Origin of the sequence: Kordia sp., from assembly GCF_965224175.1 — a bacterium.
In the GTDB taxonomy this organism is placed as follows: Bacteria; Bacteroidota; Bacteroidia; order Flavobacteriales; family Flavobacteriaceae; genus Kordia.
The window spans coordinates 4,988,075-5,014,191 of sequence record NZ_OZ245041.1 but is presented as its reverse complement, the minus strand read 5'-3'; the positions used below and the strand labels follow the sequence as shown (position 1 = coordinate 5,014,191).

The 26,117-nt window shown below is 31.4% G+C and carries 23 protein-coding genes; 16 read left to right on the top strand and 7 right to left on the bottom strand.

All coding sequences use genetic code 11. The features are described from left to right. Window positions 1–121 precede the first annotated feature (121 nt). The 6 genes from ACOQOS_RS21785 (at window position 122) to ACOQOS_RS21760 (ending at window position 7,855) form a co-directional block, all read left to right on the top strand. A complete protein-coding gene (locus ACOQOS_RS21785; RefSeq protein WP_420572542.1) occupies window positions 122–1,303 on the top strand; it encodes an aspartate aminotransferase family protein in 1,182 nt (393 codons plus the stop codon). Window positions 1,304–1,502: 199 nt separating this feature from the next. Continuing rightward, window positions 1,503–2,903, top strand: a complete 1,401-nt coding sequence (locus tag ACOQOS_RS21780; protein WP_420572541.1) for a tetratricopeptide repeat protein — start codon at window positions 1,503–1,505, stop codon at window positions 2,901–2,903. A 73-nt stretch (window positions 2,904–2,976) separates the two neighbouring features. Continuing rightward, window positions 2,977–3,924, top strand: a complete 948-nt coding sequence (locus ACOQOS_RS21775) for a DUF368 domain-containing protein (RefSeq protein WP_420572540.1) — start codon at window positions 2,977–2,979, stop codon at window positions 3,922–3,924. 18 nt (window positions 3,925–3,942) lie between these two features. Next, window positions 3,943–4,959 (top strand): DUF368 domain-containing protein, encoded by a 1,017-nt coding sequence (locus tag ACOQOS_RS21770; RefSeq protein WP_420572539.1) that lies wholly within the window; start codon window positions 3,943–3,945, stop codon window positions 4,957–4,959. Next, complete coding sequence (locus ACOQOS_RS21765) at window positions 4,934–5,695, top strand: shikimate dehydrogenase family protein (protein ID WP_420572538.1); 762 nt, start codon at window positions 4,934–4,936, stop codon at window positions 5,693–5,695. The genes ACOQOS_RS21770 and ACOQOS_RS21765 overlap by 26 nt, the downstream gene beginning before the upstream one ends. 117 nt (window positions 5,696–5,812) lie before the next feature. After that, complete coding sequence (locus ACOQOS_RS21760; protein WP_420572537.1) at window positions 5,813–7,855, top strand: DUF349 domain-containing protein; 2,043 nt, start codon at window positions 5,813–5,815, stop codon at window positions 7,853–7,855. 543 nt (window positions 7,856–8,398) lie between these two features. Here ACOQOS_RS21760 and mazG read toward each other — a convergent pair. Then, window positions 8,399–9,172, bottom strand: coding sequence for a nucleoside triphosphate pyrophosphohydrolase (gene mazG / locus ACOQOS_RS21755; protein ID WP_420572536.1), 774 nt, complete (start codon window positions 9,170–9,172; stop codon window positions 8,399–8,401). A 114-nt stretch (window positions 9,173–9,286) separates the two neighbouring features. On the opposite strand from mazG, the gene ACOQOS_RS21750 reads away from it, so the two are divergent. From ACOQOS_RS21750 to ACOQOS_RS21740, 3 genes are all read left to right on the top strand, one after another. Further along, window positions 9,287–9,730: a DUF1572 family protein gene (locus tag ACOQOS_RS21750; protein WP_420572535.1), complete on the top strand. Its 444-nt coding sequence runs from the start codon at window positions 9,287–9,289 to the stop codon at window positions 9,728–9,730. 145 nt (window positions 9,731–9,875) lie between these two features. Beyond that, the gene (locus ACOQOS_RS21745; protein WP_420572534.1) at window positions 9,876–12,569 is read left to right on the top strand and encodes an NACHT domain-containing protein; all 2,694 of its coding nucleotides are present in this window, start codon (window positions 9,876–9,878) and stop codon (window positions 12,567–12,569) included. A gap of 177 nt (window positions 12,570–12,746) precedes the next feature. Beyond that, the gene (locus tag ACOQOS_RS21740; protein WP_420572533.1) at window positions 12,747–13,232 is read left to right on the top strand and encodes a hypothetical protein; all 486 of its coding nucleotides are present in this window, start codon (window positions 12,747–12,749) and stop codon (window positions 13,230–13,232) included. Between the two features lie 77 nt (window positions 13,233–13,309). On the opposite strand, the gene ACOQOS_RS21735 is transcribed toward ACOQOS_RS21740, so the two are convergent. The 3 genes from ACOQOS_RS21735 to ruvX all read right to left on the bottom strand — a co-directional run bounded on the left by ACOQOS_RS21735 (window position 13,310) and on the right by ruvX (window position 14,814). Next, window positions 13,310–13,723, bottom strand: a complete 414-nt coding sequence (locus ACOQOS_RS21735; protein ID WP_420572532.1) for a DUF5606 domain-containing protein — start codon at window positions 13,721–13,723, stop codon at window positions 13,310–13,312. 85 nt (window positions 13,724–13,808) lie between these two features. Then, window positions 13,809–14,399, bottom strand: a complete 591-nt coding sequence (gene def / locus ACOQOS_RS21730) for a peptide deformylase (protein ID WP_420572531.1) — start codon at window positions 14,397–14,399, stop codon at window positions 13,809–13,811. Window positions 14,400–14,406: 7 nt separating this feature from the next. Further along, window positions 14,407–14,814, bottom strand: coding sequence for a Holliday junction resolvase RuvX (ruvX, locus tag ACOQOS_RS21725; protein ID WP_420572530.1), 408 nt, complete (start codon window positions 14,812–14,814; stop codon window positions 14,407–14,409). Between the two features lie 191 nt (window positions 14,815–15,005). Between ruvX and ACOQOS_RS21720 the strand changes: the two genes are divergently transcribed. The 3 genes from ACOQOS_RS21720 to ACOQOS_RS21710 all read left to right on the top strand — a co-directional run bounded on the left by ACOQOS_RS21720 (window position 15,006) and on the right by ACOQOS_RS21710 (window position 18,508). Beyond that, window positions 15,006–16,154 carry a tetratricopeptide repeat protein gene (locus tag ACOQOS_RS21720; RefSeq protein ID WP_420572529.1) on the top strand — a complete coding sequence of 383 codons (1,149 nt, stop codon included), beginning with the start codon at window positions 15,006–15,008 and terminating at the stop codon, window positions 16,152–16,154. Window positions 16,155–16,236: 82 nt separating this feature from the next. Beyond that, the gene (locus ACOQOS_RS21715; RefSeq protein WP_420572528.1) at window positions 16,237–17,406 is read left to right on the top strand and encodes an acyltransferase family protein; all 1,170 of its coding nucleotides are present in this window, start codon (window positions 16,237–16,239) and stop codon (window positions 17,404–17,406) included. Between the two features lie 286 nt (window positions 17,407–17,692). Further along, on the top strand, window positions 17,693–18,508 hold the full coding sequence (locus tag ACOQOS_RS21710; RefSeq protein WP_420572527.1) for a 2,3,4,5-tetrahydropyridine-2,6-dicarboxylate N-succinyltransferase: 816 nt from the start codon (window positions 17,693–17,695) through the stop codon (window positions 18,506–18,508). A 126-nt stretch (window positions 18,509–18,634) separates the two neighbouring features. Here the strand turns inward: ACOQOS_RS21710 and ACOQOS_RS21705 are convergent, their stop codons facing one another. Continuing rightward, window positions 18,635–19,399: a lipopolysaccharide kinase InaA family protein gene (locus ACOQOS_RS21705; protein WP_420572526.1), complete on the bottom strand. Its 765-nt coding sequence runs from the start codon at window positions 19,397–19,399 to the stop codon at window positions 18,635–18,637. 233 nt (window positions 19,400–19,632) lie between these two features. Between ACOQOS_RS21705 and ACOQOS_RS21700 the strand changes: the two genes are divergently transcribed. Next, complete coding sequence (locus ACOQOS_RS21700; RefSeq protein WP_420572525.1) at window positions 19,633–20,697, top strand: glycosyltransferase family 9 protein; 1,065 nt, start codon at window positions 19,633–19,635, stop codon at window positions 20,695–20,697. 1 nt (window position 20,698) lies between these two features. Then, window positions 20,699–21,268 (top strand): class I SAM-dependent methyltransferase, encoded by a 570-nt coding sequence (locus ACOQOS_RS21695; RefSeq protein WP_420572524.1) that lies wholly within the window; start codon window positions 20,699–20,701, stop codon window positions 21,266–21,268. Window positions 21,269–21,444: 176 nt separating this feature from the next. Here the strand turns inward: ACOQOS_RS21695 and ACOQOS_RS21690 are convergent, their stop codons facing one another. Continuing rightward, on the bottom strand, window positions 21,445–21,708 hold the full coding sequence (locus ACOQOS_RS21690; protein ID WP_420572523.1) for a hypothetical protein: 264 nt from the start codon (window positions 21,706–21,708) through the stop codon (window positions 21,445–21,447). Between the two features lie 97 nt (window positions 21,709–21,805). Here ACOQOS_RS21690 and ACOQOS_RS21685 point away from each other — a divergent pair, with 97 nt between their 5' ends. Both ACOQOS_RS21685 and ACOQOS_RS21680 read left to right on the top strand, forming a co-directional pair. Next, entirely contained in the window at window positions 21,806–24,298 is a 2,493-nt protein-coding gene (locus ACOQOS_RS21685; RefSeq protein WP_420572522.1) for a hypothetical protein, read from the top strand. Between the two features lie 16 nt (window positions 24,299–24,314). After that, the gene (locus ACOQOS_RS21680; RefSeq protein WP_420572521.1) at window positions 24,315–25,124 is read left to right on the top strand and encodes a GLPGLI family protein; all 810 of its coding nucleotides are present in this window, start codon (window positions 24,315–24,317) and stop codon (window positions 25,122–25,124) included. A gap of 91 nt (window positions 25,125–25,215) precedes the next feature. On the opposite strand, the gene ACOQOS_RS21675 is transcribed toward ACOQOS_RS21680, so the two are convergent. Continuing rightward, complete coding sequence (locus tag ACOQOS_RS21675) at window positions 25,216–26,037, bottom strand: glycosyltransferase family 2 protein (RefSeq protein ID WP_420572520.1); 822 nt, start codon at window positions 26,035–26,037, stop codon at window positions 25,216–25,218. Window positions 26,038–26,117 lie beyond the last annotated feature (80 nt).

Genomic DNA, 26,117 nt, shown 5'->3' with positions numbered 1-26,117 from the left:
TTCTTAAGATTTTATATTATTTGTAAATCAATTGCAAATACAGAAACCAAAAACTAAAATCTAGTAATTACCACAATTAACTTTGTATCTTTGCCATAAGATTTTGAAGGAGATTATTTTAATGAAAGAAGATTTTTTCACATATCAAGCACAGACAACGCCACATCCATTAGCGATGGAAATATCGCATGCGGAAGGAAGTTATATCTACGATACAAATAACAAAGCGTATTTAGATTTTGTAGCTGGCGTGTCTGCATGTAGTTTAGGACACAAACATCCGAGAGTTGTCAAAGCAATCAAAGATCAACTAGATCAATACTTGCATGTAATGGTATATGGAGAATATGTGCAAAAATCGGCAGTAGATTTAACAAAATTATTAGCAGCTCAATTACCAGATCCGTTAGAAAAAACATATCTAACAAACTCAGGAACAGAAGCTATTGAAGGCGCTATGAAGCTTGCCAAACGCTTCACAGGACGTTCTGAACTTATTGCAGCAAAACACGCGTATCATGGAAATACGCAAGGCGCCATGAGCATTATGGGATACGAAGAACGAAAACAAGCATTTCGTCCGCTATTGCCAGATGTGAATTTTATTGAATTCAATAATGAAGCAGATATCGCTAAAATTACCTCAAAAACAGCTGGAGTTATTTTAGAAACCATTCAAGGTGGTGCAGGATTTATTGTTCCTAAAAACGAATATCTAAGAAAAGTAAAACAACGTTGTGAAGAAGTTGGCGCATTACTCATATTAGATGAAATTCAACCAGGATTTGGTCGCACAGGAAAACTTTTCGGTTTTCAAAACTATAATATTGTTCCAGATATTGTTGTCATGGGAAAAGGAATGGGCGGCGGAATGCCTGTCGGAGCATTTACATCTTCAACAGCAATCATGGATTCATTACAAGATCGACCAAAACTAGGACATATTACTACTTTTGGTGGTCATCCAGTAATTGCAGCTGCATGTTTAGCTACTTTACAAGAAATTGTAGAAAGTGACTTAATGTTACAAACGCTAAAGAAAGAAGAACTTTTTAGACGCTTACTTCAACATGAATACATTGAAGAAATTCGTGGAAAAGGATTGATGCTCTCACTGATTGTAAAAAATGCAGACATTGCCAATCAAATCATTTTGGGATGTATGGAAGAAGGTTTGGTTCTTTTTTGGTTACTTTTTGAACCAAAAGCGGTTCGAATTACGCCTCCATTAACGATTTCTTTAGCAGAAATTGAACAAGGTTGCTCAACAATTATGAAAGTTTTACGAAATATCAAAGACTAAATACCACTCATAATCGTTATTATTACCTACAAAAACTGCCTACACTAAAAATAACCAACTAAAAATCAAATCATTGTCAGAGTGATAATGATTATACGTTGTTGATTACTTTGTTGAAAACAATTAGCACTTAGCTAAGAAAACAACACTTTCATCGACTACATTTAATGTAATAGAAATCTAAAAGCACGTATTGCCTATGCTATTTAGCTCTAATGAAGATAATAATTTTGCACTTTCGAAGTTTGAATCAATGTTAAAAACGAATAATGTTTTCTTTTTTGATTCGGCTGAATTTGAAGATATCGTACACCATTACTTAGACGCGGGAAAAGTCGCGCTCGCAAAAAAAGCTATTAAAATTGGCTTAGAACAACATCCGAGTTCTGTGAATTTAAAACTCATGGAAATCGAATTGATGGTGTTTGAAAATAAACTAGATGAAGCAGAAAAATTACTAGATGCACTGTATGTTTTAGAAACATCTAATCCTGAAGTCTATATTCAAAAAGCAAACATATATTCCAAAAGAGACGAACATTACAAAGCAATTGAGTTGCTTAAAATGGCGTTAGAATATAGTAATGATTTAGCGGATGTGAATTCCTTGATTGGAATGGAATATCTTTTTATTGATGATTTTAAAGAAGCTAAACATTACTTTATGAAGTGTATTGAGCTTGATGTTGATGATTACTCTTCTTTATACAATATCATCTATTGTTTTGAATTTTTAGAAGATATTGATGGAGCAATTAACTATTTAAACAGTTACATAAACAAAAATCCATACTCAGAAGTTGCTTGGCATCAACTAGGAAAACAATATTACAGTAAAAAATTATTTGCAGAAGCATTGGCTGCCTTTGATTTTGCAATCATTGCAGACGATCGTTTTATTGGTGCATATTTAGAAAAAGGAAAAGTACTTGAAAAGTTAGGCGACTACGAAGAAGCAATTCACAATTACCAAATAACTTTAGAATTAGACGATCCTACTTCTTTCGCGTATTTGCGTATGGGAAAATGCTATGAAAAACTCGGTAAAAAAGATTTAGCTGTAAAATTCTATTACAAAACGGTTCATGAAGATCCTTTATTAGACAAAGGTTGGACAGCAATTACCGATTTTCACATCAAACAAGAAAACTTTCAAAAAGCGCTTTATTACATCAACAAAGCGATTAATATAGATACAGAAAATGTTTCCTATTGGAAGCGAAGTGCTGAAATTCACAGAGCTTTACAACTTTACGAAGAAGCAGATATTGCATACCAAAAAACAGTTGAATTAGGTAATTATGAATTATCTACTTGGACAGCTTGGGCTGATATTTTAAAGCTTCTAGGTGAATACAGCAACAGTACGCACGTATTATTGCAAGCTTTAGAATTTTATCCGGACAATTCAAAAATTGAATACCGATTGGCAGGAATATATTTTACACTTGGCGAACAAAGCAAAGGTACATTTCACCTAAAAAATGCTTTGCGAAACAATTTCAAACAACACTTAGTATTTGAAAAACTGTTTCCAAATATTTGCATGCGCATTTCTGTAAAAAATATTATTTCAGAATTTAAAAAATCGTCCACATAAAATTCCATACTTTTGTGTGTAGCTTTTGGAAGTAAAAAACTTCTGTGTTACAAAACTTATAATTCAGCTACGCATGAATAGAAATCTATTCGATTATTTAATCATTACTTTAAAAGGATTTGCCATGGGCGCTGCCGATGTTGTCCCTGGTGTTTCTGGTGGAACGATTGCCTTTATTTCGGGAATCTATGAAGAATTGATCATGTCGATCAATAATGTAAATCTCGATCTGTTCAAAACCTTACGCAAAGACGGAATCAAAGCCGCTTGGACACAACTCAACGGAAATTTTCTCGTAGCGCTTGTGCTCGGAATTGGAACCAGTATTCTTTCGTTAGCTTCCATCATTAAAGAATTATTGAAGACAGAATTTGTACTATTGTGGGCATTTTTCTTCGGATTAGTGATTGCAAGTATCCTATTCATCGGAAAACAAATAGAAAAGTGGGACTGGAAAGCCATTCTTGGTTTTACGCTTGCCGCCATTGTTGCTTACTACATCACAACCTTACCTATTGGGAAAGAAGAAGTAATTCCGTACTGGTTTTACTTAGTTGCTGGAGCATTAGCAATTTGTGCAATGATTCTTCCTGGAATCTCAGGAGCATTTATCTTACTACTTCTAGGAGCATACGAACCTGTTTTATCTGCAATAAAAAACAAAGACATTACTGTAATCGCCATTTTTGCTGTTGGAGCCATTATTGGTTTATTATCATTTTCAAAAGTTTTAAAATGGTTATTTAGCAATTACAAGAATTTAATATTAGCCATTCTCACAGGTTTTATTTTTGGTTCACTCAACAAAATATGGCCTTGGAAAGAAATCATCGGAACACGTCCAAATTCACATGGAGAACAAGTAAATGTTTATGGAAAAAGTATTTTACCAAACACATTTGAATCTTTCAACCATTTAGACCCAAAAATCACGTATGCAATTGTATTAATGGTTGTTGGATTTCTGACTATTTTTATCATGGAAAAATTTGCCACACGCAAAAACAAAAAACACACCTAAAACAACAGAAGATACTTCATGGAAAACTCGCGAACGCTCAAAGATAAAATCTTACTTGTCATCAAAGGATTGGCAATGGGCGCAGCAAATAAAGTTCCAGGAGTTTCTGGTGGCGTTGTTGCCTTTGTTGCTGGCTTTTATGAAGAATTTATCTATTCGTTACAACGTATCAACGGAAAAGCCTTTAAACTTCTTTTTCGCGGACGTTTTAAAAGTTTCTATCAATACATAAACGGGAAATTTTTAGGACTACTCATTTTAGGTATGTTAGTGAGTTATTTTAGTGTTTCTAAAATTCTCGATTATTTTATTCAGCATTACGAACTCTATGTTTGGTCTGCTTTTTTTGGAATGATTCTCGGATCAATATATTACATCGCAAAAGATTTTAAACACTGGAATCGTTCTACAATATTAAGTTTAGTTATTGGAGCTGCGATTGGAATTGCCATCAGTTTTATGAATCCTGCAAAAGAAAATGACCATTTAGGTTTTGTTTTTATTTGTGGAATTATTAGTGTTTCAGGAATGACTTTGCCAGGACTTTCAGGTTCGTTTATTCTGATACTTCTCGGAAACTATGTGCTTTTGTTGGTCGATTCGGTCAATGCGTTGTATGATACGATGGCAGATATGTTACGAGGTGATTTTAACTTTACCAGTGATGCTGAACGTATTCGCGATTTAAAAATATTAGCTGTCTTTACCGCAGGCTCTACTGTTGGATTGGTCACATTATCACACTTATTAAATTTTGTATTAAAACATTATAAAAACATTACAACAGCTGTTATTATAGGTTTTATTTCTGGTTCACTTGGCGTAGTTTGGCCATGGAAAGAAACAATTTATAAAGCGGATGAAGCTGGTGTCTTTTTAACAGATTCAAATGGAAAACAAATCATTCAAAATTACAAACGAATGATTCCAGATATGGCGTCAAGCGAAACATGGATTGCTGTATTTTACATTTTTGTCGGAATTTCAATTGTATTAGCCTTAGATTGGTATGGAAAACGAGCTGAAAACATATAAGTCCTTATTTGGCTTACTGGGAAAACACATCGCATATTCGTTTTCTCGAGGGTATTTCTCTGATAAATTCAAATCATTGAAACTAAACGATCATTTCTATACGAATTTTGACATTCCAGCAATTACAGATTTTCCAAATATTTTACAGGAAAACCCTAATATTAAAGGGATAAATGTTACTATTCCGTACAAAGAAGCAGTCATTCCTCACTTAGACAAATTACACCGAAAAGCAAAAAAAATTGGTGCTGTAAATACAATTAAAGTTAACAAAGATGGCACATTAAAAGGCTACAACACTGATTGTTATGGTTTTAAAAAATCAGTCAAACCTTATCTAAAAAAACATCATAAAAAAGCATTGATTTTAGGAACCGGCGGTGCCTCAAAAGCAATTGCCTTTGTGTTTGAAGAATTAAATATTGACTATAAGTACGTTTCGCGGAAGCCAAAAAACGAGCAATCGATTTCTTATCAAGATTTAAGTGAAAAAATCATGAAATCGCATCCTATCATTGTCAACTGTACACCTTTAGGAACATTTCCTAAAATTGAAGATTGTCCTGATATTCCATATAAATATGTTTCTAAAGATTTTTTACTTTTCGATTTAATCTACAATCCATCAGAAACTACCTTTTTAAAACTCGGTCGTTTGCAAGGTGCTGAAATTGTAAATGGTTACAAAATGTTAGAATTTCAAGCAGAAAAGGCTTGGAAAATATGGAATTCGTGAAAAATATCACAAATTTTACTGCAATTATAGAAGTTTCTCATCTGTAAAACTTTGTCGTTTTGTTTGTTGTTAGTATATTCGGACTTTAAAGCTTGAAAAAGAACCCAAACATTTTTAATGATGTTAGAAGAAAAAGATGATAACCTGCAAAACGCAGACGGAAATTTAGAAGATCAATCTACCAATGATCATACGGAAGAAACAACGGAAGAAGTTGCCGCAGAAACTACAGAGGAAATTGTAGAAGAAGTACAAACGGAAAGCGAAGTTGTTGCAGAAGTTACAGAGGAAATTGTAGAAGAAGCACAAACGGAAACTGAAGTTGCTGCAGAGGCTACCGAAGAAATTGTAGAAGAAGTCGAACAGACGATAGAGGAACATCAAGAAGCTGTAAATGAAGTGCATGAAAATGTTGCGGAAGATGCGGAAGATGAAACTGCGACTGAACGTCATGAAATTCCTGTAAAAGATTATCATTCAATGTCGAAGGAAGCTTTGGTAGACGAATTGGAAAAACTTGTGAAAAACGAGAAAGTCCAAGCGATCAAAGAACATGTTGACGGCATTAAAACGGAGTTCAATCAAAAGTTTACTGAAGTCTTAGAACAACGTAAAGAAGAATTTTTAGCCGAAGGAGGAAACATCATCGACTTTCATTTTTCATTGCCAATCAAAGGACGATTCAATGTAGCTTACAACGAATATCGTAGCAAACGAAACGAATATTACAAGAATTTAGAGAAAGATTTACACGCTAATCTAGAGAAGCGTTTAGCCTTGATCGAAGAATTGAAAGGTTTATTGAATGTTGAAGAAAACATCAACACTACTTACAAACATTTCAAGCAAATTCAAGAAGGATGGCGTAATGCAGGATCTATTCCTAAAACGCAATACAACAATATTTGGCGTACATATCATCATCACGTAGAACGCTTTTATGACTTTTTACATTTAAATAGAGATCTGCGCGATTTAGATTTTAAACGTAATTATGAAGAAAAACAAAAAGTTGTTGCTCGAGCTGAAGAATTAGCGCAAGAAGAAAATGTGATTCACGCTTTCCGCGAATTGCAGAATTTACATAGAATTTGGAAAGAAGATATTGGTCCAGTTGCCAAAGATTTACGTGAGGAAATTTGGAACCAATTTAGTGCAGCTACTAAGATTATTCATGACAGACGTCAGGAATATTTCAAAAATATAGATCAGATTTATGAGCAAAATCTTGTTGTAAAAGAAGAGATTATTGCTAAGATCAAAGAAATTGGAACTGGAGATTATAAGGTTCATAATCAATGGCAAAACAAGATAAAGGAAATTGAAAAACTCCGCGAAGCTTTTTTCAATGCTGGAAAAGTTCCATTAAAAGTAAACGAAGCTACTTGGGCTAAGTTTAAACAAGCTGTACGTGAGTTTAATGCCAATAAAAATGCTTTTTACAAGTCTTTAAAGAAAGAACAGCAAGATAACTTATCGAAAAAACTAGCATTGATAGAGTTAGCTGAATCATTGAAAGATAGCGATGATTGGACAGCAACTACACCGCAAATGAAGAAAGTTCAAGCCGATTGGAAAAAGATTGGACACGTACCTAAGAAAATTTCTGATAAGGTTTGGAAACAGTTCAAAAATGCCTGTAACCACTATTTTGATCGCTTACACGCACAAAAAAATGCGGCAAGTGCTGAAGAAAATGAAGCTTTAGAGAAAAAAGAAGCGTTCTTAACTGAAATGGAAGCTTTTGAATTGTCTGGAGATAGCAAACAAGATATCGAAACAATCAAGGAAAAAATTGCAAATTGGAAAGCAATTGGTAGAGTTCCTTATAACAAAAAGAACATAGATAACAAGTTCAATAAAGTAATTGATGGCATATTTAAGCAATTAAATATTGACAAGCAAGAATCTGAATTGATCAAGTATAGCAATCGTTTAGAGAATTTAGATGCGCACAAGATTAATTCAGAACGTATTTTTATTCGTAGAAAGATTGATGACATTTCTGGTGAAATTCGTCAGTTAGAAAATAATTTACAGTTCTTTTCTAATTCTTCTTCAAACAGTCCGATGTTGAAAAAAGTACATCAAGATATTGAAAAACACAAAAGAGCATTAGATACTTGGAAAGCAAAATTAAATCAGTTGAAATCGCTTTAGAAGTAGTATTTAGAACTTAGTATTGAGTATTGAGACATTTTAGATGTCAATTAAATATAAAAAAGTCGTTTAGGAAACTAAGCGACTTTTTCTTTGCGTTATGTTGAACTATATTCAACTGTAGTATTTCAAAGTACTTCTTCGATATAATTCGCTTTAGCGAATCACTCGAAGTGACGTTTTGATATTTAGACTTAGATACGTCTTTGCGAAAGTTTTATAAAAACTTGTGGCAATCTGTAACTCCAAAAACAAAAAATATATGTTGATAAACAGATTACTTCGTCATACTTCCTATAATAACGTTTCAAACACTTTTACATTTAAAACTTAGCATTTCAAAGCATATCTCGATACTAATTTCTGAAAATAAATTCACTCGATATGACGCTTGTATTGGAGAAAACTATGTGTTTTGTGATGTCTATTCAATATTTAAAATTAAAAATCTAACATAAAAAAACAGATTACTCAGTCATATTTCCCCGTAATGACGTTCCAGACACTTTTACATTTAAAATTTAGCATTTTACATTTAACATTTTAAAGCTTCTTCGCTTCTTCCCAAAAAACGTCCATTTCCGCTAGTGTCATATCGGCAAGTTGTTTATTCAATCCTGCAGCTTTTTGTTCTAGATACTGAAAACGTTTGATAAACTTCTTATTTGTACGTTCTAGAGCATTCTCTGGATCTATTTTAAGAAAACGTGCGTAATTAATCATCGAAAATAATACATCACCAAATTCAGATTCCATTGCTTCTTGATCGCCTTTAGCAACTTCTTCTTGGAACTCACCTAGTTCTTCTTCGAGTTTTTCCCAAACTTGTTCAGGTTGTTCCCAATCGAAACCAACTCCAGCAACTTTATCTTGAATACGGTTTGCTTTCACTAACGCAGGCAAACTTTTAGGAACGCCTTCTAACACAGATTTCTTTCCTTCTTTTAGTTTTAAATTTTCCCAATTACGTTTTACATCTTCTTCATCATTTACCTCAACATCACCGTAAATATGTGGATGACGACTGATGAGTTTCTCACAAATTCCATTTGCAACATCGGCAATATCGAAATCCTTTGTTTCACTTCCTATCTTTGAGTAAAACACAATGTGCAGTAGTAAATCACCTAATTCTTTTTTGACTTCTTCCAAGTCATTTTCTAGAATTGCATCTCCTAATTCATAGGTTTCTTCAATCGTTAAGTGACGTAAGGTTTGTAGCGTTTGCTTTTTATCCCATGGACATTGTTCACGCAATTCGTCCATAATAGTTAGCAAACGATCAAAGGCTTCAAGTTGTGCTTTTCTAGAATTCATAAGTTGAAAATTATAAGAATCACAAAACTAGTCATTTTAGAAACATTCTACGTTGTTTTTCATTGGAGATACTAGGCAATAATTGTACTTTTAATATATCAAAAAACGTATTTTATGAAAACTGCCACGATTGCCCTATATACAAGAGAAATTGACCGATTAGCTTCTGAAATTGAACAATATAAAAGTGAATTTTCCTTGTGGAAAGTTACTGATAACATTCCCAATTGCGCTGGAAATTTGTGTTTACACTTAATTGGAAACTTGAACCATTTCATTGGTAGACACATAGGAAACACCGATTATGTACGCAAGCGTGACGAAGAATTTGAATCGAAAAATATTCCAAAAGCGACATTGCTCATACTTATAGCCAATGTAAAAAAGATTGTTATTACTTCACTGACGAATTTCCCTGAAGAAAAACTCAAAGAAAACTATCCGATTGAAAAAAATGGTGAAATATTGACCAATGAATTTATGCTATTACACTTACTTTGGCATTTGAGTTATCATGTAGGACAAATAAATTATCATCGTAGGTTTTTAGATTATTAGATTTTTAGACTTCTTAGATTACTAGACTGTGTTAGACTTTTCCTTTTCTACGAAAAGCTGTATAACTAAGAAAACTGTTCTTTGACCAACTTGCATTGTGTGCGATTTTTATTTTAGTTATTTTAGTAAAAATTCGCACGTATCTATGTCTGGAACTATTATTCTAAAAAAACCTGTTTCTTTTTACAATCAGAAATTAAAAATTAAAAAAGGCTTTTTTCTTCATCTTGGAAAAGCAGTCATTAGTTTAAAAACTGGAAATGTTCCTGTTGCTGTAAAAGATGTTTTAGGCGCAATTTCTAGTTTAAAATTTACAGAAACCACCGAAGAAAAAGCATATTTACTAATCTTGAGAACATTAGGAAGAACCTGTTTTTCCATTATTAAAGAACATCACGTACTTTTTTCAGAAACAAGTTTAGCAAAAAAAGTTAGTTTAGAATACGACGTTGATGAAAAATTAGAGAATCTCAACATTGAAATTGATGTTTCTTTTTTTGAGAATCCACAGGGACAAGATTTTCTAGAAGCGTTTATTACACTTTTTGAAGAATGGTTAATTGCTTCTGGTATTCAAAAAATACGAGCAGAAAACTTAACATTAAGCTTTGCTAGAAAATTTGCGATTGAATTGATGGCAGAATGGCATAGTAATGAAGACTTCTACTTATCCATTAGCGAATTCCTAAACAGTCCGTTTAAAAATTACAACGAAGAAAGACGTAAAAAAGAACTTTATTTAAACAAACTTACTAAGTATTATACTTCTGTGGTTCCTGGTGACGAAACAGGAATGACCTTAGCCAATTTGTATGTAGAACCAGGTTTTAAAATTTTCCGTGAATGTCTGGATAAAGACACACAAAATAGACGTGAAGAGAAATCTGAATCATTCTGGAAACTAGACCAATATGATAATATTCATAAATTTATTTATGATTTTGTAGATTATAAAATAGAGAACTTATATGAACTTGAAAGTAAAACTGCAAAATGCTTATTAGTTTTAGGCTATCCTGGACAAGGAAAAACTTCTTTATGTAGCAAGATATTATATGATTTAATTGAAATTAAACAGCAACTAAACACCAATTATTACCTCATCAAACTTCGTGATATTTCAGATACTAAAGAATTAATTAATAATCCGATCAAAGCAATTACGAATTTCCTTTCTGAACGAGAAAAGCAGTCATTTGATGCCACCGAAAACAATCTCGTATTGTTAGATGGTTTGGATGAATTATACATGAAAGATGGATTAAGCAATAATGACATTAAAGAATTTTGCAGAGAATTAGGACATTTATCAACGGACTCTTTGGCTAATACTAAATTTATTGTGACTTCTCGGTATGGTTATGTAAATATTGAAGCTTTAAAAAAGAACCAACATATTGTCGTAACTCTTGATGAATTTGATGAAAGTAGACAAAAAATTTGGGTCGAAAACTACATGAAATTTTATCCTAAGTCAAATTTGACTCCTGAAAAGATAGATCATATCAATGAAAATATTGAGCATGTTGCTGAGTTGATCCGTCAACCCATCTTGTTACATTTAGTTTCCAAAGTGGATATTGATTATGAAAAATTATCCAACAGAACTGCTATTTACAATCAATTATTTAATTCCTTGATAGAACGAAAGTGGGACAAAACTGGACAAATAGATAATTTAGAAGGCTTGACAAAGGTAAGCTTGCGAAATTATATCAGAGATATTGCCTTGGCGATTTTTCAAAGTGACTTTGAATACATTCGCAAACGAGATTTAGAAAATTTACCTGCGACACAAACCTTCTTAAACAAGCTAAAAACCAAAAATATTGAAAGTTCTTTAAAAAGTATCATGATTTCCTTTTACTTTCAAGAAGTACAAAAAGATGCAACAGACACAAAAGCCGAAGATCACAATACTAATTACGCTATTGAGTTTCTTCATAAATCCTTACAAGAATATTTAGTGGCTGAAAAAATATGGTATGGATTTTTAGAATTAGTAGAAAAACGTTCAAATGGTGAATATTTTATTAGCAATTGGGAAGATGCTTTGTTTCATATTAGTAAATTACTAAGTTCAAAATTGATTTCTAAAGAAGTTACTGATTATTTAAAAGAACTAATTAAAAACCATGAAGATACCGACCAAAAAGAGGAACTTAAAAAACGTATGCAATTCTTTTTTGAAGATTTCCTAGAAATTAGTTTTTACAATCCTATAAAAGACACCACAAATACCATAGAATCTAGCTTACATATTTTTTATGGTTTTTGGACAGTTTTAGCAGAAGTGAATATGGAGGAGAATTTAATTCCTGAAGCATCTCAAGATACGTTTGTAAAATTTCTAAGTTGGGCGACATTTAACAATGTATTGAGTTTTAATTTATCACACCAAGAAATAAGCTATATAATTTTTAAGAATACAGATTTGACTGATTCTATCTTAAAAAGTATGCAATTAAATGATATTTCTTTTAATAGAATATTATTTAGAGGTTCTCACATTATAAATATTTCTTTTGATAAAAGTTCATTTTTACATTGCGATTTTGAACATTCTTATATATCAAATTGTTCTTTTCATGTCATACAAATGTATCAATGTGACTTCTTAGAAGCTTATATAAGAGAGTGTGTCTTAACAGATATGTTCTTTTATACTTCTTTATTTGAGAATACTATTTTTGTTGATTGTGATTTCCAGAATGTAACGATGGAATCAATTGAAAATTTAAAAGGTTGTGGAGAAATCACAAATCCAAAAAATCTAGATCCAAAAATCAGAGCTGCTTTACCTGAACATATATTTAAAGAAGACGAACCAAAGTCTTAAATAACACTTCATATTTAACCTTTCAAAATGTTTCATACTAAGCCTGTTGAGATATTCACACTGAGCATTATCAAAATCTGGCACACTTTATGCCTATACAATTCCATATAAATTACGGATTTACAATTATGCTAAAAAACTATTCCGTATTTTTGAACTATTAAACTTAAAATAACAATGAAAAAAGCACTTATCGCACTATGTATGTTATTCGTAGCATTTACCGTGCAAGCACAAGAAACAGAAGCTGACAAGCAAAAAAGAGCTATGGAACTCATGTCTATAAAAGTAGATATGCAAGTTGATACTGAGCTTTTCACGCAAGCAACACCAAACACGTATGTTTCAGAAGATCCAAAAGCCGTAATTATGGCAATGATTGTTCCTGAAACTTATGAAAATGCTAAAACAAAACTTGAAGGGAATTTGCCTCCAGAGTTTGAAGTATCAAACAAAGGTGAAAAAACAATAAATGGTATCAAAGTAATATTCTTAGAAGGAACCAGCAAAGCGCAAGGTGTTTCTATCAATAGTACTGTGTATTGCTTTAAACGTGATGCTGAAACATGTGTTATGTTTATGGGAATGTCTGAAGTTGGAGCCGATAAAAAGTATGTAGATGCTATTAATGAATCAGCAAAGTCTGCAATTAAAAAACAGTAATTTGCTTCACCATATAAAACAAAAAATCCAGCAAATTGCTGGATTTTTTTTGACTAAACTTTGTTTGTACTTCCGTACTATTCTTCTTCAGAAGAAGCTGCTGCGGTGAAATCTGTCATTCCTTTCGAATGTAATAAATTATACCACTGAATTACCTTTTTAATATCACTTGGATATACTCTATCCTGATCATAGTCTGGTAACACTTCTGAGAAGTAATCTGTTAATACTGCTTTTGATTCTTTATGATTTATAGAAGTTGCTGCGCCGCTTTCTTTTGTCTTTACTTTTTCTAAAACTTCTGCTAACGGAATTTCTTCTGTATACGTGTAAATTGCAATTTCAGATAATAAACTTACATTGTGACGTAAACTTACTGAAATCTTTTTTCCGTCTGATAATGACTCAGCTACAAACCCATTACGAGTTTGTGTTTTTAATTCATAAAGTCCTGGCTTCCCAGAAATAGCTAATATTTTTTCTAAACTCATATTATATTTTTTCTACTTAAGGATGGCAAATATACAGATTGTACTTATTCCATCACTTTTTTTAACGTTATTTTATTCTATTGAATTAGCGCATTTTTTTCGCATCAGGAAAACGCATTTTGTAATCTACTTTGATACGTCCACGAGAAATATTTGTCAATCTTCCTTTTAATAAACGTCTTTTTAGGGCAGATAGTTTATCTGTAAACAAAATTCCTTCAATATGATCATACTCGTGCTGGATAACACGTGCAGCCAAACCATCGTATTCTTCTACATGTTTTTCAAAGTTTTCATCCATGTATTCAATTGTAATACTTTCTGGACGAAATACATCTTCGCGAATATCTGGAATACTCAAACAACCTTCATTAAAAACCCATGGCTCACCATTTCGCTCTAAAATTTTTGCATTGATAAACACTTTTTTCATGCCTTCAAGCTGTTTTCTTTGCGCTTCGTCTAATTCTTCGTCTTCTGCAAATCCAGTCGCATCAATCATAAACAAACGAATTGGCAATCCTATCTGCGGAGCTGCCAAACCAACACCATAAGCGTTGTACATTGTTTCAAACATATTTTCAAGCAAGGTATCTAAGTTTGGATACTCAGATGTAATATCTTTTGCTACTTTTCGTAAAACTGGATCGCCAAAAGCGACAATTGGTAAAATCATATTCGTATTATTTGTATAGATAAGATTGCAAAATAATTGTTGCACTTATTTCATCTATTAAACCTTTATTTTGACGTTGTTTCTTTTTCAATCCACTATCAATCATAGTTTGAAAAGCCATTTTTGATGTAAAACGTTCGTCAACACGCTTTATCGGAATTGTTGGAATTGCTTTGGTTAATAAGCGGACAAACTCTTTGATCAATACTTCACTTTCGGAAGCTTCATTGTTCATTTGTTTTGGTTCTCCTACCAAAAACAGTTCCACATTTTCTTTAGCAACATATTCTTTCAAAAAATTGATCAAATCATGAGTACGAACAGTCGTTAAACCAGAGGCGATTAATTGCATCTCGTCAGTAACGGCAATTCCCGTTCGTTTCTTTCCATAATCAATTGCTAGAATACGAGTCATATAAAATTTTGGCAAAAATAAGCTTTATATTTCAATGTGTATAAAAATTGTCAGAATTATTATGGTAATGATAGGAATGTTAGATTTTTAGATAGTTAGACTCCTTAGACTATTAGATGTAGTCATTACGGGAAACCGTTAGGTTATTAGCTGTTAAATTAGCTAATTGAGTATTTAAAAATTAATTAACGATGAAAAATTTATTAGTTTCTTCTGTAGTATTTTTAATATCTAGTTTTTTATTGAGTCAGGAAAATAAAGATCCGATAAAAAATGACAATCAAAATATTGAAATAATAGAGTTAAAAAATGAGATCCAAATATTAAAAAATTCTATTATAGATTTAAAACAAAATAATGAAATAAACTCTAATTTTTATAAAGAGTCACAATCAAATATTTCATTTACAGTAAATATTTTCATGGTATTCATAGGTGGAGCTTTTATACTTTTTGCATACCTTTTTAAAAGGCCAGACTTGATGTGGAAAAAAGTTAAGAACACCGAAAAAAAAGCCAAAAGCATTTTAAACAATTTGAATATGAAAATTGAAAAAATTGATTTTATCAGAAAGCATCAAGAATCAATTTTTATTCTAAATAAAAAAAGTCTATTCAACTACACTAATCAAGATTGGACTTTAGTAAATATCTTTTCAGAGAATGCTTTATCGAATACAGAAGAACATAATAGAACTTTTAATGATTGGGTATTTATAGGTCTTTCAGCATATAAAAAAATTGACTTAAAAAAATCTATAGAAGCTTTTAAAAAGGCTATAGAACTCAGTCCAAACTCAGAAATTGCTTGGAAACACTTAGGCACAGTATATGATAAGAACCAACAAATAGAAAAAGCTATTTTTGCTTACAATAAGGTCATTGAATTGAACCCTAATAATGATGTTGCTTACAATAATTTAGCTATTGAATATGTATCTCTATCTAAGTTTCCAGAAGCGGAAAAAAACTTCCTTAAAGCTATACGACTAAACCCAAATAATTACTTTGTCTACACCAATTATTTTGAAGCATGCTTAGTAAATAACACTCCTTTTGATGAAAATTTAGTAGAAGCGTTTATAGAGAGAGCCAAAAATAATACGAGTGCCATTGCTTCATTTGAAATGCTCTTGATTTATAAAAAAATAGTTAATCTTGAAATCGATAACTTGGAAGATGAACTAAATTCATGGAAGAACAATTACAATTCATTAAGTTGGGATGAAAGCTTCCGAGATATAGAGAACTGGATTAATAATGATTCTAACAAAGAATTTAAACAAAATTTAATGATTGCTTTAAATTTTTTCTCCAGTGATTCTCCATTTAAACAATAATTAAAAATATTTATTTTACCAAAACACTATACTTTTCAAATAAAAAATAAGAACTTGGCACTTTTAAATTTGAGTTTTCGTTTTGCAAAAGACACAACGTATACATTCCCTAGATTCTTTACGCGCTATCATGATGATGCTTGGTTTGGTATTGCATTCAGCTTTAACCTATAATGTGACGGTTCATGGAAATGTATGGATATTAAAAGATCCTGAAACAACGCATATTGCTACTGACTTTTTAGTATTGATGATTCATTCGTTCCGAATGCAAATCTTCTTTCTAATCGCTGGTTTTTTTGGTGCTATGTTGTTTTATGAACGAAAACCGCTAAGAATGATCAAAAATAGAATATCGAGAATTGTATTTCCATTCATCGTATTTCTATGTATCCTCGCTCCTATTCTTTCGTTTTCTTTTGAATATGCGAGTTCAGTACTCAACAATACACCAAATCCTTTACAAAAAGCAATAGCGCCTTTTTCTGAGCTTAGCTTTTACATCCCAAAAAGCACCTCGCATTTGTGGTTTTTATACTATTTAATTTATTGCACTGCTTTTACTGTTATATTGGCTTTACTCTTGAAAAAAACGCCACAATTTACTTCAAAAATCAAGAAGTTTTTTCGTTGGATTTTTCAAAGACCATTGGCACGAATTTTATGTTTTTCAGGAATAACTTTTGTGATGCTTTCTGTATTACAAACACCAATGATAGCTTCTTCTACTTCCTTAATTCCTGATACTAACACCTTTGTTTATTATATTTTATTTTATGTTGTTGGATGGATTTTATATACGTCTAAAGAATACTTAGATACCATTAAAAAGTTTGATTGGCTTTCAACGATACTTGCAATTATCTTAGTTTTAGCGCAAGGAATCATCATACAGTTCTCTGATTTAGATTTGAAACCTAATAGCAATTCACCATTATTGATCACTTTTAGTTCATTGATTGTTTGGTTATTTATTTTTGGAATTACAGGACTTTTTATCCGCTATGGAAGCAAATATTCTAAACGAATGCGTTATATTTCAGATGCTTCGTATTGGGTATATTTAATTCATTTACCATTAACTGCATTGTTTCCTCTAGTAGTTTGGAAATTACCAATTGGCGCCATTCCAAAGTTTCTGTTAGTAATTCTTTTGACGACTATTGTTTGTTTTGTGAGCTATCATTACTGCGTTCGGAATACATTTATTGGAAAATTTCTAAATGGTAGAAAGTATCCAAGAAATAATTAGAATAGTTTTAAAACAAATTCACAAAATGCAAACGGTTTCTTAAAAAAAGATATTTCGTTATAAATTCATCGAATCTGTTAGATCTGTAAATTTTCATGAAATAATTCATTTTAAGATTTTATCTTTACGCTTTGAATGTGTGCGAAGGATAGTAACAGCATCCTTTTTGGTACTTTGAGCGGAGTCAAAATGTACCAAAAAGATATAGTGAATAGCCTGACCTTCGATTTTTCTCGAAGGACGCACCCAAAAAACAGATATAAAAGCTATAAAAATTTATACAAACATGATCGCATTAAAAGAAGCTATTGAAAATGCTTGGGACAACCGAGATTTATTGAAAAATGACGATACACAAGCTGTGATTCGTAAAGTAATTGACTTGCTAGATGTTGGCGAATTACGTGTTGCAGAACCAACTTCAACTGGTTGGCAAGTGAACGAATGGGTAAAGAAAGCGGTAGTATTATACTTCCCTATCCAGAAAATGGAAACTTTGGAAGCTGGAATTTTTGAATTTCACGATAAAATTCCATTGAAACGCGGTTATGCAGAAAAAGGAATTAGAGTTGTACCACATGCTATTGCACGTCATGGAGCCTATGTTTCTAAAGGTGTTATTATGATGCCAAGTTATGTAAATATTGGTGCGTATGTAGACGAAGGAACCATGGTAGATACTTGGGCAACTGTTGGAAGTTGTGCTCAAATTGGTAAAAATGTACACTTATCTGGTGGTGTTGGAATTGGTGGTGTTTTGGAACCATTGCAAGCGGCTCCCGTAATTATTGAAGATAATGCTTTTATTGGCTCAAGATGTATTGTAGTGGAAGGTGTTCGTGTAGAAACAGAAGCCGTTTTAGGTGCTAATGTCGTATTGACCGCTTCTACAAAAATTATAGATATTACTGGTGATGAACCTATAGAAATGAAAGGTCGAGTTCCTGCAAGATCAGTAGTAATTCCTGGAAGTTATACGAAAAAATTCCCTGCTGGAGATTATCAAGTACCTTGTGCTTTGATTATTGGAAAACGTAAAGAAAGTACGAATAAAAAGACTTCTTTAAATGATGCTTTGCGCGAGCATGATGTAGCAGTTTAGACTTTTCTTAAACTGATTTAGATATTTTGAAACGTCATTGCGAAAGTTTTGAAAAAACTTGTGGCAATCTGTTACTAAACAAACTGATTACTTCGTCATACTTCCTCGCAATGACGTTTCAAAAAATTACTTCCTCTTTTTCTTCAAGTACTTCTTCTTTAAATATTTTTTTCGATTGATTTTTCGCTTGAATTCTGTACTGTGTTTAAGTAACACATCTTGTACTTCATGTAGTTCTTTGTTGGCGAGTTCTGCATAACGTTTGCTAATGATATGAATCATTAATTTAGATAACCACAAACGTTTTAAGTTTTCCATGCGTTGATCTAAATTCATCGATTCAAACTTCATTCTGTTTAAATCAATTAAATAAAAATCGTACTGCTGATCGCGCTTTACTATCAACGTATTTCCTGGAGAATGATCTAAAAAGTTGACATTATTTTCATGCAACTGAAAGCAAAATTCAGCAAACTGTTCTAAAATAATTCTACGGTTTTCAAATAACGGATCGTGAATTAGCGCACGAAAATCAAAATCATAATCAATATGTGCGCTTATGTAATAACTTTCCTTGAGTCCGAAGGCTGTATGATTTTCAATATATGCTATTGGAAAAGGTGTTTTAATAGCATTTAGCAATAACTTCTCTGCATATTCAAATGAACGTTTTGCTTTAGAAGGTCTGATAAACTTGTATACAAAACTGTTGAATGCTTTTGGTACGCGAAACGATTTTATATTGATCTTTTCTCCTTCCAAATTAAAAGACTTGATCACGTTACGTTCACCTTTGGTTACGTATTCACCTTGTGTTTCAAATTCATTGATAAAAGCTAACAATGCTGCCTTTTTATCTTTGTATTTTGGATGAATATGTACGACTTGCATAACTCGAGGATATTTCCCAAAGATATATTAAATGCATTTAAATAAAATATTTTTTTAAGTTTAGACACAAAAATTCTTCTAATCCTTGAAAGCAGAACGGTTCACTAAAGCAGTATATTTTATCCTAGTTATAACAATCAACAAATAAAATATCAAATAGATGAAATGAAATTTTAATAAAAGCCGAAAAAATAATACTTTGCACGTATTGCCCAGATATATAATAACACTAGATGAAAAAAATATTAATTATACAGAATAAGCGTATTGGAGATGTTTTGATAAGTTCTGTAATTGCTAATAATATTAAAAAAGTATTTCCTAAAAGTCATATTGATTTTATGGCATACGATTTTACTACAGGTGTTATTGAAAATAATCCGAATATTGACACGATTATTCCTATCAATGAAAAGGAATTAAAAAAGATTCCGAATTTGATTAAAATGATTCGCAAAATTCGAAAAGAGAAATATGATATCATTTTTGATCCATATTCAAAATTACAAAGTCGCTTGATCTGTTATTTTTCCAAAGCAAAATATCGTATAGGAAACAAACGTAAACACAAAAAATTACCACTTCGCTTCTATTCGCATCCTATTAATTTATTGGATGAAAAAACGCAAGTTTGCGGAAAAGCCATTGAAGATAGAATCAACTTAATTACAAGTGTTTTTCCATTAAAAAACCCAGATTTTGAACCAAAAATCACTCTAAAAGAAAGCGAAAAAACATATACAAAGCTTGATTCATACAAGCATCCTGTATTAATGTTGGGAATTCTGGGAAGTACTCCGCAAAAGTCAATGCCGTATGAATATATTGCAGAAATAGTAGATTATATAACGTCTAATTATAAGGTTCATATTCTGTTCAATTATGCACCACATCAAAAAGCAGAAGCTGATAAAATTTATGCACTTTGTCAAAACAAAGAACGTATTATTTTAGATATCTATGAAGATAGTATTCGCGGTTTTGTACGACTCATGTATGCATGTGATTTAATGGTTGCCAATGAAGGTGGAATTGTTCATATTGCAAAAGCTTTGAACAAACCTACATTTACCATATTTTCGCCGTATGTGAACAAAGATCACTGGGCAAGCTTTGAAGATGGAAAACAACACGAATCCATTCACTTATTAGAAGAAAAACCAGATTTGTTTGATACGTTCACATTTGAAGAACGAAAAAAGATTGAGGAAAATCCACATGATTTATACAAACAATTAACACCAGAAATGATTATTCCAAAATTGGAAAAATTTTTAGCTTTACACATAAAAAAATAGCATGAATCTGATCGATAAATTTCACAACTGGAGAAGAAGACTTCGTTGGAACAAACAATATAGAAAAGGACGTTGGGACAATTTACGTAATCCGATTGAAGCCGAACGTTACAATACTATTATCAATTATATCAAAACACATGCAAAGTCAGAACCAAGTATTTTAGATTTGGGTGCTGGCGAAGGTGTTTTGAATGAGTATATAAACGCTGAAAATTTCAGTTATTTCTTAGGAATGGACTTCTCTGATGTTTCTATCCAAAAAGCAAAGGCTAAAAACTTCCCAAAAGCAGAATTTGTCACTGCAGATATTCATACGTATACTCCAAGTCAAAAATTTGATGTGATCATTTTCAATGAAGCGTTTTATTACGTGCATGACTCTGAAAAACAAAATGTGTTGGACAGAATGTTAGCCCATTTAACAGATGAAGGTATTTTAATTGTATCAATTTACCGTGAAGGAACTGGTTGTTGGGAATATTTTGACAAAATGAAACAATTAGATTTTACAACTGTAAAAACCAATGAGGAAAAGACCTATTGGAAAATAGGTGCTTACAAACAGTAATTATTTTTTGAAGAGCTAATATTTCACCAGAAACCAAATAAAAGGAAAAAATTTAGCAATACAGCACTTTACTATTTATGAAGTACGTTTCGGTTTTACTGAGACAACAGTATTAAAAAACTTATAAAAATCCGCAAATGCTAACATTTACGGATCTTCACAAATTAAACTCTCATCTAATTTTCTGCATCTCTAAGACCTCTACAGTAGCCATTAACGTAAGCTTGTGCTTCGTCTCTATTATCAGCTTCAAAACTAAAGGTTGTTCCATCTAAGCATCTTCCTCGATAAGCTTGGAAGAAAAATCCATCTTCTACTAACTCGATTTCGATAACTTCTTTAGATTTGTCAATCTTTTTGTCTTCCTTAATTTCCCCAGTTGCATTTAACGTAAATGCAGAAAACACTAAAGCTGCTGATAAATAAATAACTTTTTTCATAAATATTTGGTTTTTGGTTAATATTACTGTAATTTAATTTAAAAAAGTGAATTTAACAAGAATTTCTTTCATTATATTGCTTTTTTTTCCCCTTTTAATGATTCATTCTCAACAACTTACTGTAAGTGGAGTTGTAATTAACGAGAAAGAAGAATCAATCCCTAATGTACTTATCTCTATTTTTTCAAAAGAAAAAGTAAGGATCGATTATATGTATTCAGATATCAACGGTAAATTCTCTTTTGTATTAGATTCCAATGATACTCCTGTATTTTTAAAAGTATCTTCCTTGTTTTATGAATCGACAGAAATAGAAGTTTCAGATTTCTCCAAACCTGCCATTTTTAGAGTGAAATCGAAAGTAGAAAGTTTAGAAGAAGTCGTTATTACCTCTAATAAGTTTAGTAAAGACACTGTCAACTTAGATATTAAAAAGTATAATATTAAAGACAGTGAAACTATTGAAAATTCACTTAAAAAAATTCCAGGTATAAGTATTGATAAAGAAGGACGCATTAAATTTTGGAATACTGAAATTGAAAAGATTTTAATTGATGGAGACGACTTAGCCAGCGATCAATACACTTTTATATCTAAAAATCTTCGTTCTGAGGTATTAGAAGACATTCAATTGCTTAAAAATTTTGAAGAGAACACAGTCTTCAAAAAAAGTAGAAAGTCCGATAAAATAGCGTTAAATCTCAAAATAAAAGATGGATTCAAAAATGTATGGTTTGGAAATGTCGCTTTTGGATATGGAAAAGGGTTTAAATCTGATCATGAAGTAAAACAAAGTACAAATATTGGATTGATAAAGAAGAAAATCAAATTTTTGAATGCACAGAAGTTTTCTACACTTGGCGATAAGTCTATTCCATTAATATTGGGCGAGAATGATTATGAACGAACTATTAATCCATTATATAATCAAAAAATTATAGATGTTTCTCTTCCTGATGAAGTGGTAAATTTTAACAACGCTTTTAGTGATACATTTTTAATGAACACAAAGATTAAGAATCTTGTGATTCGTAGTACTAATTTCATCGGAATAGACGAACAAGAACAGGAACTACAATCTATTACAGATTACTTTTTTCAAGATGAAGATTCATTTACAGAACAACGAAATAACGACAATCGAAATGTATTATTTTTTGGAGAATTGGAAGTAAAAAATCCATCATTAGCCAATAGTTATTTTGTAAATAAACTAAAATATAGAGTAAAACGAAATCGTTTTTCGTCACTTTCTTTGTTTGACAATACAGCGCAAACCTTTGATAATAGTAGAAATTCAGAACTCTCTTTTTTCAATCTGTTTCAATACACGTATCGTTTTTCTAATGGAATCATTTTGAATAATGAATTGAATATGGGTTTATCAAATTCAGATGAAAACTCGGTTATCAATTCAGATGATTTGAGTGCTCTTGTCCTTAATTCGCCTGTAAATCAAGTTGTAGATAGAAGGTTACACTATGTGAATTTTCAAACAGATGCCACATTCAAACTTGCCAAAAGATTAAAAAGTAGGTTAATATTTGCCTTTAAAAATAGTAGAGAACAGTTTGATATTACCTTACGTCCAGAAAATAATGCATACAGAAATAACGCAACGTATACAAGGAATGAATTTATTCTTGGCAAGTCTTTTGTATATAGTTATTCTAGAAAGTTGAGAGCAAAAGGAGGAATTTATACAAATTTCTATGATATCAACGATACAAACAAAGTATTTCTAAACTATAATATGGATGTAAATATAAGATATTGGGGAAGTATTGATCTTTCGTTTGCAAGAGTACAAGAACTTCCTGAAAATCAAAATTTCTTGATGAATTATTATCTTACAAATAATAATACATTCAGACGTGGTGGAATTTTATTTGAACCACTTAGTTTCAGCCAATTTAAGTTTAAACTGAATAATAAAAACAAGAAAGGAACCTTTAATAATGAAGTTTCTTTCAGATATAAAACGACAAGCGCGTCAATTCTTAATCAATTTTCTTTACAAGATAATGTGAATTTCAATGATATTTTTCTTATATTAAGAGAAGGAAAAGAATACGCTTTTGGAGAGCAATTAATCGTTTTAGTAAAATCATTAGGATTTAAATTTGAAACTACACATTCTTTTTTAAACGTTCCTTTAAATATTGACACCAATGAATTAAACGAACTGTATTTTGGAACGTATAATTTTGAAATCACTTCGTATTTTAATTCAGCTTTTAATTTTAATTTGAAATTTGAATACAATAAAAATTCGCAAACTTTCAATAATACCAAGTCTACTTTTGACTCAAGAAATGTAATTCTTGAAAGTAATGTAGACATCAGCGAAGCACTTACATTAAGTCTTGATGGCGGTGTTTATGAACTGGAAAACGATTTTTATAACGTATTTAATATTGCGCTTACTTATGAACCTAAAGACAAAAAAGTGTCTTATAATTTAAGAGTAAATAACATTTTAAATGAAGACGAGTTTTCATATCAACAACGAAGTTCGTTTTTAAATTCAGTGACCACAATTCCCTTAGTTCCTTTCTATATGTTTGCTAGTGTAAAATACATTTTTTAACCTTAAAATTTGATCCATGAAAAAGTATATTTTTTTAATGTTGGCATTTGTTTTTTTGAGTTATGCAAATTCACAAAACAACAGAACCGGTATTATCTATTATGACCATATAGACAATCATTACTCAGAAAGCTATAATGCTTATTTAGTATTTAACGAATACAAATCACATTTTGTAACTTCTAAAGATTCACTTGGTGTTTCAGTGAATGGAAAAACGGTGATTAATCAGCATAATGATGAAGATTTAGTTGAAGTAAGTGAGTATGATGACGTTTCTAAAACAAGACGTCATGGATTGGAAGTGTATCTCAACAAAGCTACTGACAGTATGTTTTTTACGAACGCTTTTACATTAACTTCTAGTTTGTTATACGGAAAAGAAAAAAGACCTAATATCAAATGGGAATTAAAAGAAGATACGAAGAAGATTGGAAAATTTACGTGTAAAAAAGCAGTCACCAAGTTTAGAGGAAGAACTTATATTTGTTGGTATACTGAAGAAATTCCTTTGTCATACGGACCATGGAAACTTCAAGGATTACCAGGTATGATTTTGGAAGCGAAATCAACCGATGAATATTTTGTGATTCAATTTAGAAAAATAGAATATCCTGTAACGCATATTTCAGTTCCAAAAAGTGAAGAAAAGCTTTTACACAGCAATAAAGACTTTATGACCATGGAACAATATAGAACTACGCAAAAAAATGAAATCGAAAAAGTGAATAATCATTTAAAAGTTTCTGCAAAAAAATACAACGTACGAGTACATCCTTTTAGTGAATTGGACAACTTTTTGGAAGTTTTTGGAGATCAAAAATAATATCGTACCCTAACATATTCAATTTAAGAAAAAAACGCTCATTGTACATTACCATACAATGAGCGTTTGTTTATTTTTGAATGAAAGTGTACTACTTCTTCTCTATTCCAAAATCTGTCCACTTCTTATTTTCGTCTTTTGTTGTTTTACGAATCGCTAGATTTTTATCAATTGATTCTTGATTTTTATATCCTCTCGGATGATCTAAATGTACACAAACTGCACTATAGCGAATTTGCTTACTTTTGAGTCCGTAGTTAAATAAACGTTCTCCCAACTCACGATCTTGTCCACCATATTGCATACGTTCATCAAAACCATTAATAGCGACAATATCTTTTTTCCATCCAGAAGCATTGTGTCCGTTCCAACTAGCATTTGTAGGAGTTACGGCATTCAAAAAGCGTGATTTTAAGCCAGCAGAAGTCAGTTTATTATTCTTAAACGAAGCTTTCAAACCGTGTTTTTTCAACCAAGCAACATCAAAACATTTTCCTTCATAAATATCTTCTTTTGTAATTAACTCAGAAATATTCATTGGTAGCATAAAGTAACCTCCCGAAAGGAAAAAACCTTCTTCACGCTGCTTTACATGATGCTCTACAAAATCGGTACGCGGAATACAATCTCCATCAGACATAATGATATAAGGTGTACTACATTTTACAATGGCTTTATTGAGGATTTGTGACTTCTGAAAGCCATTATCTTCATGCCAAACATGTACTATAGGATAAAAAACTTCTTTTCGAATTTCTTCGATTAAATCAATCGTTTCTTGCTTAGAACCATCGTCAGCAATCACAATTTCAAACAACCGATAGGTTTGATTGTTGTATCCGTGTAAAACTTTTGCTAACCACTCAGGAGAGTTATAGGTGCTTATAATTATGGAAGTGTCTATTGTTGTCATACAGACTGCAAAGATAAAGTTTTTTAATAAGTTTCTTCTGCAAGCGTTAAATTTTGAAATAAAAAACAATATAAAATTTA

Bases quoted from the DNA above. Each gene is read 5' to 3' on its own strand.
- ACOQOS_RS21690 (WP_420572523.1), bottom strand. From the start codon at position 21,708: ATGAAAAAAGTTATTTATTTATCAGCAGCTTTAGTGTTTTCTGCATTT.
- ACOQOS_RS21780 (WP_420572541.1), top strand. From the start codon at position 1,503: ATGCTATTTAGCTCTAATGAAGATAATAATTTTGCACTTTCGAAGTTT.
- ACOQOS_RS21735 (WP_420572532.1), bottom strand. From the start codon at position 13,723: ATGAGTTTAGAAAAAATATTAGCTATTTCTGGGAAGCCAGGACTTTAT.
- ACOQOS_RS21750 (WP_420572535.1), top strand. From the start codon at position 9,287: ATGAAAACTGCCACGATTGCCCTATATACAAGAGAAATTGACCGATTA.
- def (WP_420572531.1), bottom strand. From the start codon at position 14,399: ATGATTTTACCAATTGTCGCTTTTGGCGATCCAGTTTTACGAAAAGTA.
- ACOQOS_RS21785 (WP_420572542.1), top strand. From the start codon at position 122: ATGAAAGAAGATTTTTTCACATATCAAGCACAGACAACGCCACATCCA.
- ACOQOS_RS21745 (WP_420572534.1), top strand. From the start codon at position 9,876: ATGTCTGGAACTATTATTCTAAAAAAACCTGTTTCTTTTTACAATCAG.
- ACOQOS_RS21675 (WP_420572520.1), bottom strand. From the start codon at position 26,037: ATGACAACAATAGACACTTCCATAATTATAAGCACCTATAACTCTCCT.
- ACOQOS_RS21710 (WP_420572527.1), top strand. From the start codon at position 17,693: ATGATCGCATTAAAAGAAGCTATTGAAAATGCTTGGGACAACCGAGAT.
- ACOQOS_RS21740 (WP_420572533.1), top strand. From the start codon at position 12,747: ATGAAAAAAGCACTTATCGCACTATGTATGTTATTCGTAGCATTTACC.
- mazG (WP_420572536.1), bottom strand. From the start codon at position 9,172: ATGAATTCTAGAAAAGCACAACTTGAAGCCTTTGATCGTTTGCTAACT.
- ACOQOS_RS21680 (WP_420572521.1), top strand. From the start codon at position 24,315: ATGAAAAAGTATATTTTTTTAATGTTGGCATTTGTTTTTTTGAGTTAT.
- ACOQOS_RS21760 (WP_420572537.1), top strand. From the start codon at position 5,813: ATGATGTTAGAAGAAAAAGATGATAACCTGCAAAACGCAGACGGAAAT.
- ACOQOS_RS21705 (WP_420572526.1), bottom strand. From the start codon at position 19,399: ATGCAAGTCGTACATATTCATCCAAAATACAAAGATAAAAAGGCAGCA.
- ACOQOS_RS21770 (WP_420572539.1), top strand. From the start codon at position 3,943: ATGGAAAACTCGCGAACGCTCAAAGATAAAATCTTACTTGTCATCAAA.
- ACOQOS_RS21685 (WP_420572522.1), top strand. From the start codon at position 21,806: ATGATTCATTCTCAACAACTTACTGTAAGTGGAGTTGTAATTAACGAG.
- ruvX (WP_420572530.1), bottom strand. From the start codon at position 14,814: ATGACTCGTATTCTAGCAATTGATTATGGAAAGAAACGAACGGGAATT.
- ACOQOS_RS21720 (WP_420572529.1), top strand. From the start codon at position 15,006: ATGAAAAATTTATTAGTTTCTTCTGTAGTATTTTTAATATCTAGTTTT.
- ACOQOS_RS21695 (WP_420572524.1), top strand. From the start codon at position 20,699: ATGAATCTGATCGATAAATTTCACAACTGGAGAAGAAGACTTCGTTGG.
- ACOQOS_RS21765 (WP_420572538.1), top strand. From the start codon at position 4,934: ATGGAAAACGAGCTGAAAACATATAAGTCCTTATTTGGCTTACTGGGA.
- ACOQOS_RS21775 (WP_420572540.1), top strand. From the start codon at position 2,977: ATGAATAGAAATCTATTCGATTATTTAATCATTACTTTAAAAGGATTT.
- ACOQOS_RS21700 (WP_420572525.1), top strand. From the start codon at position 19,633: ATGAAAAAAATATTAATTATACAGAATAAGCGTATTGGAGATGTTTTG.